The sequence below is a fragment of the Clostridium sp. BL-8 genome, assembly GCF_002006495.1.
GTDB lineage: Bacteria > Bacillota > Clostridia > Clostridiales > Clostridiaceae > Clostridium.
Genome location: NZ_LZZL01000020.1, coordinates 1 through 13,097, shown reverse-complemented (window position 1 = coordinate 13,097; position 13,097 = coordinate 1). Strand labels below are relative to the sequence as shown.

Annotated in this window: 9 protein-coding genes and 1 pseudogene; 4 read left to right on the top strand and 6 right to left on the bottom strand. The window is 29.0% G+C overall.

Going from position 1 to position 13,097, the window contains the following annotated elements:
* Window positions 1-65: 65 nt before the first annotated feature.
* Window positions 66-389 carry a hypothetical protein gene (locus tag CLOBL_RS08880; protein WP_077858689.1) on the bottom strand — a complete coding sequence of 108 codons (324 nt, stop codon included), beginning with the start codon at window positions 387-389 and terminating at the stop codon, window positions 66-68.
* Window positions 390-553: 164 nt separating this feature from the next.
* Here CLOBL_RS08880 and CLOBL_RS08875 point away from each other — a divergent pair, with 164 nt between their 5' ends.
* From CLOBL_RS08875 to CLOBL_RS08865, 3 genes are all read left to right on the top strand, one after another.
* Window positions 554-1,672: a DNA cytosine methyltransferase gene (locus CLOBL_RS08875; protein ID WP_077858688.1), complete on the top strand. Its 1,119-nt coding sequence runs from the start codon at window positions 554-556 to the stop codon at window positions 1,670-1,672.
* Between the two features lie 116 nt (window positions 1,673-1,788).
* Entirely contained in the window at window positions 1,789-4,953 is a 3,165-nt protein-coding gene (locus CLOBL_RS08870) for an ATP-binding protein (RefSeq protein WP_077858687.1), read from the top strand.
* Between the two features lie 3 nt (window positions 4,954-4,956).
* Window positions 4,957-6,780, top strand: coding sequence for a response regulator receiver domain (locus CLOBL_RS08865; RefSeq protein ID WP_077858686.1), 1,824 nt, complete (start codon window positions 4,957-4,959; stop codon window positions 6,778-6,780).
* Window positions 6,781-7,540: 760 nt separating this feature from the next.
* On the opposite strand, the gene CLOBL_RS08860 is transcribed toward CLOBL_RS08865, so the two are convergent.
* The 4 genes from CLOBL_RS08860 to CLOBL_RS08850 all read right to left on the bottom strand — a co-directional run bounded on the left by CLOBL_RS08860 (window position 7,541) and on the right by CLOBL_RS08850 (window position 11,627).
* Window positions 7,541-8,335, bottom strand: a complete 795-nt coding sequence (locus CLOBL_RS08860) for a hypothetical protein (protein ID WP_077858685.1) — start codon at window positions 8,333-8,335, stop codon at window positions 7,541-7,543.
* Window positions 8,336-8,556: 221 nt separating this feature from the next.
* Entirely contained in the window at window positions 8,557-10,080 is a 1,524-nt protein-coding gene (locus CLOBL_RS08855) for a hypothetical protein (RefSeq protein ID WP_077858684.1), read from the bottom strand.
* 467 nt (window positions 10,081-10,547) lie between these two features.
* Window positions 10,548-10,685, bottom strand: a complete 138-nt coding sequence (locus CLOBL_RS27480) for a hypothetical protein (RefSeq protein ID WP_143323853.1) — start codon at window positions 10,683-10,685, stop codon at window positions 10,548-10,550.
* Between the two features lie 186 nt (window positions 10,686-10,871).
* A complete protein-coding gene (locus CLOBL_RS08850; RefSeq protein ID WP_077858683.1) occupies window positions 10,872-11,627 on the bottom strand; it encodes an SDR family oxidoreductase in 756 nt (251 codons plus the stop codon).
* Between the two features lie 219 nt (window positions 11,628-11,846).
* On the opposite strand from CLOBL_RS08850, the gene CLOBL_RS08845 reads away from it, so the two are divergent.
* Window positions 11,847-12,734 (top strand): AraC family transcriptional regulator, encoded by an 888-nt coding sequence (locus CLOBL_RS08845; protein ID WP_077858682.1) that lies wholly within the window; start codon window positions 11,847-11,849, stop codon window positions 12,732-12,734.
* A gap of 200 nt (window positions 12,735-12,934) precedes the next feature.
* On the opposite strand, the pseudogene CLOBL_RS28505 reads toward CLOBL_RS08845, so the two are convergent.
* A pseudogene (locus CLOBL_RS28505) lies at window positions 12,935-13,097 on the bottom strand (MFS transporter); the annotation flags it as partial.

Below are 13,097 nucleotides of genomic sequence, written 5' to 3'. Positions count from 1 at the left end.
AATTATAATGAAAATTACATAAAATATAAAGTGTTCAATTATTGTAGATGCAACTTATAGAAATATTAGTTGTATGTATCTTTTAAATCTTTTTTGAATTTTTTCATTGAATATCTAAGGGATTCTTCCAATAAATGAACAAGCTTAATGTTATTTTGTTTAGAATAAATTTTAAAATCATCCCATAAATTTTTGTTTATAGTCAAATTTATGGAAGATCTTATAGCAGTTTTTTTTGATGGAATTAATTGTTTTTTTAAAGTATATTTCATTCCAAATTCAAGTATACGACTTTGTGGAAAATCTAGTGATTGTGAAATATAACGTAATTCATCTAATAAAATGATATCTATATTTTGGTTAATTCTAATTCTGTTTCTTGCTTCCATATAATTCACCTCGATATAGATGAATTATATAATATAGAAGGATTTATTGCAACAATTTTCTGTACAAAATACAGAAAATTTGCTATAATTTTCTTATAATATTAAAATTATATTGTATTAGAAATACGGTATGTTATAATAATTTTATCGCACGGAGGAAATATATGAAAAAAGTGGATAAAGTTGCTGTAGATTTATTTTCAGGAGCGGGTGGAGTTTCATGTGGATTAGAAAAAGCAGGGATTGAAGTAAGCGCAGCAGTTGAATTATGGGGAATAGCAGCAAATACTTATGAAAGAAATTTTGGTGAAAACAAAGTAATAAGGAAAGATATTAGGAATGTAAAAGGTAAAGAGATATTAAAAAAAATTGGAGTCCGTAAAAACAGATTGTTTTTACTTGCTGGATGTCCACCATGTCAAGGATTCTCTTCACAACAGAAAAATAAAAAAGGTGAAGATGATGAAAGAAATTTACTAGTCTTTGAATATTTCAGAATAATTAATGAAATAAGACCTGTGTTCATATTAATGGAAAATGTACCAGGACTTAAAAATGAAAAAAACATTTTTGACAAGCTATTAAAAATGTTTAATGAAATTGGATATGAAGTTAGAGTAGAGGTTCTAAATGCTGTTAATTATGGTGTGCCTCAAACAAGAAAAAGATTAGTTTTGCATGGAGTTAGAAAAGACGTTTACAAGAAAATGATTGCCAAAAACATTGATATAGAGTTTCCAGAGAAGACACACTGCAAGCCAGAAGAGTTAAATGAAAGAAAATCAAAAAAATGGAAAACTGTAAGAGATGCAATATCACATTATCCTAAAATTAAATGCGGAGAAAGCCATGAAATGATCCCTAATCATGCGGCAACTAATCTCAAAGAAATAAATCTTGAGCGTATCAGATTGATACGAAAGTATGGTGGAAGTAGAAGTTCTTTACCTAAAGAATTGCAACTAGCTTGTCATAATAGTAAAGATGGTAAGAAGAAAGTTGGATATGGGGATGTGTATGGAATTATGGATTGGGATAAACCAGCGCCTACACTAACTGGAGGATGCTTGTCGTATAGTAAAGGTAGATTTGGGCATCCAGAGCAAGATAGAGCTATCTCTGCAAGGGAAGCAGCTACATTGCAGACATTTGACGATAATTTTATTTTTGAAGGTAATCTACAAGAAATTGCTCAACAGATAGGAAATGCTGTACCAGTCGATATGGCTGCTGCAAGTGGCAAGTATTTTGTTCAATTGGGTAAAGTTTTAAATATAATATAAATTATAATTTTTTCTACGTGAATACATGGTAAGCATAATTTTAAGTAGCACCAGTAGTGTGGAATAAAGTGATGATTTGTAAGTTATAGTTTATTTAAAAGTATAGGGGTGTTCATATGATTTTTAAAACTAAGTCTAGAGCAATAGAGTTATTAGGAAGAAAACAGATTAGAGATGGAACAACAGCATTAGCAGAACTTTTGAAAAATTCATATGATGCTGATGCCGAATATGCAAAAGCTATATTCAATACTGAGTTTGAGATTCCATATTTAATTTTAGTGGACTCTGGTTTTGGGATGACAGGGGAAGATATTATAGATAAATGGCTAGTAATTGGAACAAATTCAAAAAAAAGAGGAAGAAATGAAGAACGAAGAACACCAAATGGCAGAATGTTAATGGGAGAGAAAGGAATAGGTAGACTTGCTTCTGCGTGTTTAGGAGAACAACTATTGTTATTTTCTAAATCAGAGAAAGATAGAAAATGGAGTGTTGTTTTTATAGATTGGAATGTATTTGAAAACCCTTATTCATTTATTGAAGATGTTGATGTTGGAACGTATTTCAGTAAAGAGTTCCATATATTTGATGATTTAAGCAAAATCATTGAGGAAATGAGATTACTAGTATTTAACAATATAAATAAGGATTCATGGTTTGATATAATTAAGAATGAAAATGGTTCAATTGAGGAGAAACAGGTAAAGAATGATTTACTAGAATTAAGGGGACGAATAGAATTTCAATTAAATGAATTATCTATCCCGTATAAAAAGATTTTAAATCAGTTAAATAATATAGAAAAAAAGGGTAAAGGAACATTGATGTTAATTTCCAACCTTAGGGAAGATTGGAATAGAATATTAAACCCTATGCAAGATAAAAAAGATAAAGATGGAGATTCGTTGGCTGCTACCAATAATTCAAGATTACAAACTTTCTTATATCCATTAAATCATACTCAAAAAGACAAATTTGAGGTGAGCCTATTTTACAATGATACTGAATTGGCCATAGAAGCGGGATTCTCCGATGAAGATTATGAAATTTATGATGTTAAAATAGATGGTGAAGTTTTAAATGGAAAATTTTATGGAAGTATTGACGTTATTAATGGAGACAAAAATAGCATTCAAAAATGTAACGAGGAACTAGAAAGTGGTATAGATATTGCAGACACAATTCCATATGATATGAGGAGACAAAGTGATTGTGGACGATTTAAAATAAAGTTTTGTCACATAGAAGGAACTAAAAAAAATACTGCATTGGAAGAAAGTGTGTGGTTAAAGCAAACGCAAAAATTAAACACTTATGGTGGAGTTATGATATATCGAGATGGGGTTAGAATATTACCATATGGTGAACCAGAAAATGATTTCTTAGAATTAGAGAAACGAAGATTGCTTAGAGCAGGAGATTATATATTTTCTCATAGAAGATTATTTGGGCGAATAGATATTACTTATAATGACAACCCAGCTTTAGAAGATAAATCAAGTAGGGAAGGTTTTATAGAGAATGAACAATACCACTATTTTATTACAATTCTTAAAACTTTACTGATAAAAATAGCTGTAAATTACTTGAATGGAACTGGTATTAGAACATCATATGTAGATTACAATAGAGCTTTGTTTGATAAAAAGTTTGAAGAGGAAAAGGCAATAAAGGAACAAAAGAATTTATTAAATAATGAAAAGAATAAAATAAAAATTGCATTGGAAACAAATGAAAAGAAATTTAAAAGTATTAATAAATCCATTGAGGAGAAATTAGAAAACTATGATAAGTTAATGCAGGTTTTCGAACAAAAGATAACATATGATGAAATATCATTATATTATAATCAATTAGATATAATTATAAACTCGATAGAGAAAGATGTAGCAAAAAATAAGAAGGATTTAATAATTAAGATTTCAGAGAAATTTAAAAGCTCATTACCAGAAGAGATGGTATTTGAAGCATCAGTGCTTAATAGTAAACTATTAAAAAATCTTGATGAAAGATTAGAAATATTAAAAGATAGAAAAGAAGAATTAAATGTTATTTATCAAAATAAGTTAAACGAATGGCGGAAAAGTATTATAAATATTTCTGGTGATAGCATAGAAAATTATAAAGAAGCTTTATTTAAACAATGTAATAGCTTAAATAAAGAAATGGTTAATATTGTTGGTGAACTTAGCAATGAAATTGAAGAAAATTTAGTATCCTATAAACAATTAATTGAAATTATTCATAACGAAGCAAAGTCTGTGAATGAGATTGAGATAAATTTAAGAAATAAAGTTTTTCAAATTGAAAAAGATTTTATTGGATATTTAGAGAGAGAAAAATATAATATTAACAATTTAGATAAGATAAGACCAGAAGATATTAAAAATAAGATCAATGATATATCGATAGTTATACGAGAAATAAGTGATAAACTTCGAAACAAGCAAATTAAATTAAAAGATGAAATAATGAGCATAGAGATGAATATTTCACCTAAGCTTAGAGGCTTTGGAGAGTTTATAAATAATGAATATGATGTTCAACATTTAGTTGATGCATTAACTAAAAAGAATGCTGAATTAGAAAAGGAAAATGAAATAATGGCGGATTTGGCTAATGTAGGATTAGCTGCTGAAATCGTTGATCATGAATTCAATCAATATTTTACCAATGTTACAAATGCAATAAGAGATTTAAAGAAAACTAAATTAAATCAAGCGGGAAATTATTATTTAAATCAAATTGAAGTAGGGTTTAGAGCTATAGGTAATCGTCACAGTCAATTATCACCTATGTATCGTAGTTATAACATTAAAAAGAAAGAAATAAAAATATTAGATATGATTGAGCAGACAGTTGAATTTTTTAGACTTAAAATACAAAATTCGGGAATTGATATTAGATATGAAATAAATCCGGAAGCAAGAGTTACAATTTCACCATCTAAAATATATCCTGTCTTTTCTAATTTATTAGATAATGCGATTTATTGGACTCTATCAAGCAAAGAAAGAATAATTCTCTGGCGATATAATGAGGAAGAAAGATCTTTATATATTGAGGATACTGGCCCAGGTATTAATCCAAGGGTGGGAAATCGCATATTTGATAAGTTTTATTCACAAAAGCCATATGGATTAGGTAGAGGATTAGGATTGACTATAACAAAAAAGGTTTTGGAAATGGAAGGTCATAATATAAATATAATATTGGAAGCCAATGAAAAGAAGTTAGCTGGTGCTTGCTTTAAAATAACATTTGGAGGGGAGAGATGATTAATGGTAAAACAAAAGCATATGGAAAACGCAGAACAAATCTTAGCAAAATATTTTGAAAGTATAATATATATAGATGATTATTTTGATATTAGAGAAGAGCATGATGAATTAGATAGTGAGAAAGAGAGCGAAATCGATAAAGAAGAAGATGACTTTGATCCAACATCATATGAAGAAGATGAAATTAATGGGGGTTCGGAGCAAAGTGCAGCTAGTTATGAAGTAGGAAATGAAGATAAATTCAGCAATGTTGAAAATGAAACTGATATAAAAAAAGTATATAATAATATAGGAAAAATGCTTGAAGATTTTAAAAAAACAGATTTAAATGTTTTCCCATATATATATATACCTAAGGATGAGAATAATATAGAAAGGTTAATAAATTTTATTGAAAAATCTAGTCTTATTATTTTAGATTGGGAATTAGAACATGGGAGAGCTGAGAAAACTTTAGAGATTTTGGAAGAAATTAATAAAGACAGTACTCTCCGATTTGTAATAATATATACAAATAGAGATGATTTAGATAATGTTCGTGGAGCTATTGAATCAAAATTTGAAAACTGTTATAACACAATAGATGATGAAAAAAGAATTGTGAGAGTAAATACTACTTATATTATGATTTCAGGGAAAAATACAGGTAAAAAATTAAAAGCTATAATAAATGACTTTAGCGAAACATTGGTAAAGAAATATGGATATTTATTTGTAAGCTTTTTTAATATAGCACAACAAATTAGATTACAGACTGGTAAAGTTTTAAATGAATTTATGGATCCATTTGAATTATTGCTGATGATCCAATTAAAAAATACTGGTATAGATGAACTAGATTATGAAGAAAAGCTAAGAAATTTAGTATTGAGTCACCTAAATGACAACATTATCATAGATAATTGCATAATGGAGGGTATAATAGATAATTACAAATTTAAGATTGAAGAATTAAAGAATGCAGATTTTGATAACATTAAGACCAATTTTAAAAATTGGATTAAAGGAAAAAGAATATATGAAAAACATAAAATAGAATTAGAAAATATAAATGAAAAATTTAAGAAAGAACACTTTATAAGACTTCTTGATGTATTTATTAATTCAAATTTATATCTTGATGATAAAAATAAAAGAAATGATGAATTTTCTAATACATTAGGGATTATTAAAACTGAAATAGCTTTAAAACCAGAGTCTAAAACTTTTATAGCAAAATATTTCGAGGCCTTTGTTTTGGCTGGAATATTTGAAGACCCAGAACGTATAGAATCGCATATATCAACTTTATTTAAATTAATGAAGTTGGTATCTTATACAAATTGCGACTTAAAAAGCAGGTTGGAACAGTTAATTAAATCATCAAGTAATAAAGATGAATTTGAAAGAGAAACATTAAATTTATTTAACAGTGGTGATATATTAATCCATGAAAATGGACAATCTTGTTTGATGTGTATCACTCCTCCTTGTGATGTTTTTAGACCTAAAAAAGTTAATTATAAGGTTAAGTTTATTGAAGGAATTAAGATAACTGATTATAACAAAGGTGAAGGAAATCATTTAAGTATATTACCATTGAATAATGTTTTAGAAAAGATTGAATGGCGATTTTACGAGGAAAAAATAATTGATTTAAATGATAAATCAAATGTAGAATGTTTGAAAAAATATACAAGACCTTATAGGATGCAAAAGCAGTATTTGCAAGAAATACTAAGTAAGTACTTTGCATTTTGGTCAAGATCTGGAGTTGATGAAATATTTCTAAAAAATAAAGAACACTTTTTAGGAAAGAGTTTAAATGAGTTAATCATGGAGTGAAAATCAGCAATGTTGATTATATCTTAATATCTAAGGTTTAATATGCTTTGGAATTTTAAAATAAACTTTTAGGTGAATTCAGAAAAATTTATCTAGACTTAAATATTTATATTGAGATGATAGAAAACTTAAAATTATATGATTTCATAAGGTAAGCAAAAGGTAAATGTGAATATTACTATAGTCCAGCACATGTTGAGGAAATACATAAAGTGATCTCAAATAAAAGTTCTAAACATTATGACGATTCTAAGGAATATATTGGAGGAATGGAAACTATCACTGCAAAAATATTGATATTAAAGAAGTTACTAGTGAAGGTAGTATACTAAACTATAATTTTGCTAAAAGCAAGTATGAACAACTTAAAATTCCAATGGCAGTTTTATAAAAGTACCTAATATAAAGTTGGAAGAAATATGGGGATAAAAAATTAAATAGTTTGAGTTAAACTTTATTATAGAAATTTTTATCAGTTCCATATGTTTAAGATATGTTTTGATCAAACTTCGTTAAAAAAATATAAAGTTGTTTTTATGATTTTAAGCCATTTTAAAAGGGTACTTTGGTTAAACTTTGTTATAAACCTACAGCATATTGAATTTTAATAAAACTTATTCCCAAACTACATGTTGTGATAAATTTAAAGAACACAAAAATATTGTGATTAGATTCTAGTAAATAATAGTTGCCGATAATTGTTGTATGGCAGCTATTATTTATGTTTATCAAAAAAATTGAAATGAAATTTTCATATAAATTAGAACTCAATATTAATTTGGTTTGTTTCGCCATTAAGTATTAGAGATAGAAGAATTGAAAAGGAATCGCGCTCATTCTCGGGAATAGAATCGATTAGCATGTTAAATCTTTCTTTTGATTCAGTTAAGCTTTTGGAAACTGCTAATTTATCAAGACTATGTTCTAACAAATTTAATTTTTCAATAAAATTATAGTATGTATATTTATCTATATAATTATTTTCTAGACAATATTTAATAAAGTCATAAGATTCGGTTATCATATTATTTTTTATTAAAGCCATTGAAAGCTTGTCAATTATTAAAGGAGATTTATCGTAGTCAAAATATTTTTTTAATATCTTAACACGATAAATTGGAGGAAGAATACTGAATATAACAGGAACCCATGAACTATCTGGCTTAAAGAAACCGAATTTTTTGAAATAGGCTACAAAAATTTCAAGAGAAAATTCGTGTATTGATAGTATAGAATTCTCTATATCAATAGATTTAATATTGGATTCTTCACCATTATGGACTCCATTATTTCCTACGAGTTTAGTGTTTATGATTTTTGTAATTATATTATTGTCCATAAATGATTTTGTGTCTATTAATTTATTGTGTAAAGATAATTTTAGCCATTTTTCTTTTTTAGTTTCAGGAATAAATTGAATTAGTAAATCAGTACAAATCTTTTCTAGACATAAACGAATATCTAGAGCTCTGTAGTAAGTTTCTTTCTCTTCTACTTGAGCTTTGTTGTAGTATTTAAGAGAGACTGGAGTAATAAGGGGAATTTCAAAATTCATAATTTATCTCCTTTCAAATGTAAGTTTTTTAGTAGTAATATTGTAGCCTTTTCACCTAAATTTTAAAAGACAAAAATATTGCATAAGAAACTATAAATTATAAACTATTATATAAAATATTTGATCAAACTTAATTCTAAACCAACTCTAAGGTTATTCTTGGCTAAATATTAAAAGTACCGTTATGTAATTTTTTAAATTTCTTTAATAAGAAGCATTATTTACAAAACTTCCTTATTAAGAACTTTTCTTTTCAATTCCTCAAAACTATATTCAGGCACTTGTTTAGTGTTATTATTTACTCTACTTGTTATTACAATCGGACAAACACAATATCCTTCGAGATTAGTTATTCCAAAAATCTCTTCTAGAATCTGTTCTTTATTATCTTCTAGTATCCTCTGTCTTTTGAGAAAATTTTCGTATTTTTTGTTTTCTAACGCATCAGTTAACATTGATTGGTAATCAATTTTAACCTTATAATATTTTAATTCACAATTATACAATTTCTTATTAACCACATCTAATGCTAAAACATCAATATCTTTAAATATTAACTTTTTATTCGATAATTGAATTGTATTCAACTCAACTTTAATTAATCCGCTTTCTTTTAATGGAACATGAAATCCATTCTGTTGAAACAAATCGCCTACCATATATGAAAAATACTGAGATAATTTGTTCTGGAATTCACCGAATAATGCATTTTTATCCTTAGTGATTCCAATTTCATTTGGAAAATGTCCTGGAAGACTTATTGCTTTTAATATCAATAAGCACTCTTTGATAGTACATAATCCAAATGATAATACATCACCATCTTCCACTATACATCTAAGTTCCAACATTCTATTAGAAGAATCTATATTCTTTTCTATGCACATATTTAATGATAGATGACTTAACATTGACTCCATACTATCTTTATTTACAAGACCAGTAAACAAATTTACTAATTCTTCTTTTTTTATTCTGACATGATGCTGACCGGTAAGGCATTTTTTCGATATATTAAATTTATGTATTTGCTTTTCTATATTGTTGACTACTGTGTCTATATCAGAATATGTAAAGCCTAGCACTTCTTTTAATACGTGGTCAGCATCCAGATATATTGCTGCTGGAGTTAACTTTTTTTTCAGAAGATATTCTCTTAGTTGTGGATTATATACCATCCTCTCTTCTGGTTTTTCAACCCTAAAATAGAGATCATATTTTTCGAAATATGAATCAATCTCATCTTCAGCAAGAGGGAGAAACAAAGATTCAAAATTGCAGACATATGAATTATTAATTGAGAATTTAATTTTCATATCTAATAATTCATACATAAACAAAGTTTCTAACAGAAGACATAAACGAGATCTATTAAAACTAGCCGTTTTTCGAAAAGAACAATTCTTTTGCAATGCAATTTTCTGTATATATATTCCTGCCTCGGTTATCGACATATAATGATCTAACATTCTCTTAGGAAACTCATTATTACAATATTGTTCTCTTAAAAATTCAGCAAAGAAAAGAATCGATTCCTTTTCAAAACTCTCTATAATGCTAAAAGCAAAGTTACAAAGCTTTTCTCTATATTCTATCAAATTGGAAAAATTAAAGTTATTATAATTTAGGTTTATCTCCTTTAGAATATTTTGCCTATTATTCTCGGATTCGTCAGTTTTATTTATTGCGTACTTGTAAACAGAAGCAATTGCTTTAAGTTCTTTATTATCACATTTAAAGTTCATTCCATAATCTCCTTGCATAATATATTTGTTATAATATTTCAATAAACGTATTTTGTTGGATATATTTTCTATATTCTGTATATTAATTTTAACATACTATAATTGTAGATGTGTAAAAAAGTTTGATCAAAATTTGCTATAAAATTAATAACAAAACATTTATAAATAGAGTTGTTGCATAAAGATTTAATGGTTTTGATAAAACTTTATTATAAAAATTTCTATCAGCTCAATAAGTTTATGATAAGTTTTGAGCAAACTTTGTTAAAAAAATATAAAATTACTTTTATGATTTTAAGCCATTTTTTAAGAATACTTTGATCAAACTTTATTCAAAACCTACATCAAACTTTATTCAAAATCAACAACAATCCATTTAGGATTAGAACATTTACAATGTTTAGTTGTTATAAATCTTCGTTCAGTCGACCTTCGAAGAAGATTGAGAGTTGAGCTAAAATTTGAGCTCAGCCTTTAATTTTATGTCTCCATTTCTTAATTATATGAATGATTACAACATATAGTATTTTCCCTAATGACTTATCATTAGGGAAAACCTGGTTATTTTTAGTGACTTTCCTAAGTTGATTATCATAACTTTCCATTACATTTGTTTTATATATTATTTTTCTTCTAGATTATACAATTCTGCTAATTCGACGTCTTCTGTTGGACTTTATATACTAAAATTAGATCATAATTAAATACTTTTATATACTTACTTAGAAATTGCCTTTATAGGGTATATGTTTTTTATAGTACATGACACGGTTGCTTGTGTATCATCCTTCCTAAAGCAAGTGTCCGCCAGACACTTCGATATCTTGGGCTGTGACCCATCCGAAATCATCGGATAGTAAGTTCGCAATGACCTTGGCAAGATCTTCAGGTTGGCCTATTCGGCCGAATACAGATTGCTCAGCTAGCGGCTTAATGAATTCAGGATGTTTATCGAAGGCTCCATCGCCAAAATTGCTGTGAGTAGGACCAGGAGAAACCGCATTGACACGAATTTTGCGCGGCGCAAGTTCTTTGGCGATATAGCGAGTCCAAGATGACAACGCTGCTTTTAACGAACCGTAGACTGAATAACCAGGAAATGATTGATTCTTGGATGAGCTCGAGGTATTTACAATGGCTCCAGCATCTTCCATGAATTGCATAAGGTGTTGCGTTAAGAAAACGGGGCCTTTGAAGTTCGTATTAAGAATTTTGTCAAAATATTCTTCGCTCATCTCCGAGAACATCATTGGGCCCCCTACACCGCCATTGTTTACTAAGTAATCAAAAGTCGTTCTATTCCAAATTTCTTTGAGATTCATCTTCACTTCCTGAACGAAACCTTCGAATGTTGATCTTTGAGTCAGATCCAGCTTCAGCGCTACAGCCTGAATTCCCTTATTCTTTTTAATTTCCTTAACAATGTCTTCTGCTCTATCTTTATAGGAATTGTATGTGAGAATGACACTAATTCCGCGTTTGCCAAGCTCAAGCGCAGTTGCTTTTCCAATGCCATTACTTCCACCTGTTACAATTGCAATTTTCATAATAAAATCCTCCTTGTTTTGTTGCTTAATTTTGATTCTATTTTATTCGTTTCTGCTGAAATAAACTAGATCTAATGGTACCATTTTATTGCCTAAAAGTATCACTAGTGATGAAAATCATTTGAATTACTCTATATTTTTATCTTTCAAAGAGCCTAAAAATGCCCTGGCGTTAGGAATTATGTTGAAAAGCACGAAGTCATGTGATAGAATACGTGTATGAATAAAGTTTTAGATGAAATTATAGATTTAATGAAAAGAGCAGGCACCCGACCAATAGAAACCGAAGTACCTGGGTTAAGCATGATTAAGGGAGACGTTCCAACACATCAGCTCGCAGCACTCTACAAGCCGATGGTTGGTTTTACGATTCAAGGAACAAAGATTCTTTTAATTGGTGAACATAGTACTACAATGAAAGGACCTTCATATTACGTGTTACCGATACATGTTCCTGCAACGGCGAGTGTACATCCAGACTGTGATGGGCGTCCTTACATGTCACTAGGTCTTGAGTTAAACCAGAATGTTCTTCAGAGTTTGTTAAGGGATATTCCTGAAGATCTAATACCAACTGCTTCTGAGCACTTTGCAGCTTGCGAAATAGACATCGAGCTTATGGAGGCATGGCTGCGATTATTGAGGTTAACAAAAACTCCAAGAGATATTCCAGCGCTTGCACCGGCTTATGAACGCGAAATACTTTATCGAGTTCTTATGGGACCGCAAGGGTGGTATCTGAGGCAACTTGGCTTGAGAGAAAGTAATTTTTCTAAGATTTCTCAGGTTGTAAAATGGCTTCGCGATAACTATACAAAGCCAATTGACATCGGTGAGATTGCATTAAAATATGGTATGGCTATAAATACCTTTCACCGTCAATTCAAACGGGCAACGGGTTTAAGCCCGATTCAATTTCAAAAGCAATTAAGGCTTTTGGAGGCTAGAAACCTTATGGCATTTGAGGGATATTCAGTAGCTAGTGCTGCATACCAAGTTGGATATCAGAGTCCCTCACAATTTAATCGAGAGTATTCCCGTTTATTCGGTTCATCTCCAGCTAGGGACACTGAGAAGTTAAGACGAATTGAAGGCGCAAGGGATTAGCGATTAGTAAGTCGCTTATATCAAAGGAATTTAATGTGGGATTAAACAATAAGGTTTGTTTGAAAATTAATTATGTATAAATAGATAAGACATGGAGTGATATAAGAATATCTTATTACTCTATGTCTTATTTTTGAATTTAAAATAGTTTATTGCAGTAATCTAAATTAGAGATAGAATATTTATGTGTGACGTTATTATCAACAGTTGTACTTAATATGCAGATCGCGTGATGCACCAAGCCCAGCAAACAAGCATAACGCGGAAGCACTGATTAAGACGATAAGTGGTAATTCCCAGTTGTTAGCTGCATCATGTAGAAAACCAAAAAGCATCGGTCCAAAAGCAGCGAGTAGGTAGCCG

What these genes read in the sequence shown, in the direction of transcription:
- CLOBL_RS08880 (WP_077858689.1), bottom strand. Translation starts at nt 389, where the DNA reads ATGGAAGCAAGAAACAGAATTAGAATTAACCAAAATATAGATATCATT.
- CLOBL_RS08875 (WP_077858688.1), top strand. Translation starts at nt 554, where the DNA reads ATGAAAAAAGTGGATAAAGTTGCTGTAGATTTATTTTCAGGAGCGGGT.
- CLOBL_RS08870 (WP_077858687.1), top strand. Translation starts at nt 1,789, where the DNA reads ATGATTTTTAAAACTAAGTCTAGAGCAATAGAGTTATTAGGAAGAAAA.
- CLOBL_RS08865 (WP_077858686.1), top strand. Translation starts at nt 4,957, where the DNA reads ATGGTAAAACAAAAGCATATGGAAAACGCAGAACAAATCTTAGCAAAA.
- CLOBL_RS08860 (WP_077858685.1), bottom strand. Translation starts at nt 8,335, where the DNA reads ATGAATTTTGAAATTCCCCTTATTACTCCAGTCTCTCTTAAATACTAC.
- CLOBL_RS08855 (WP_077858684.1), bottom strand. Translation starts at nt 10,080, where the DNA reads ATGAACTTTAAATGTGATAATAAAGAACTTAAAGCAATTGCTTCTGTT.
- CLOBL_RS27480 (WP_143323853.1), bottom strand. Translation starts at nt 10,685, where the DNA reads ATGGAAAGTTATGATAATCAACTTAGGAAAGTCACTAAAAATAACCAG.
- CLOBL_RS08850 (WP_077858683.1), bottom strand. Translation starts at nt 11,627, where the DNA reads ATGAAAATTGCAATTGTAACAGGTGGAAGTAATGGCATTGGAAAAGCA.
- CLOBL_RS08845 (WP_077858682.1), top strand. Translation starts at nt 11,847, where the DNA reads ATGAATAAAGTTTTAGATGAAATTATAGATTTAATGAAAAGAGCAGGC.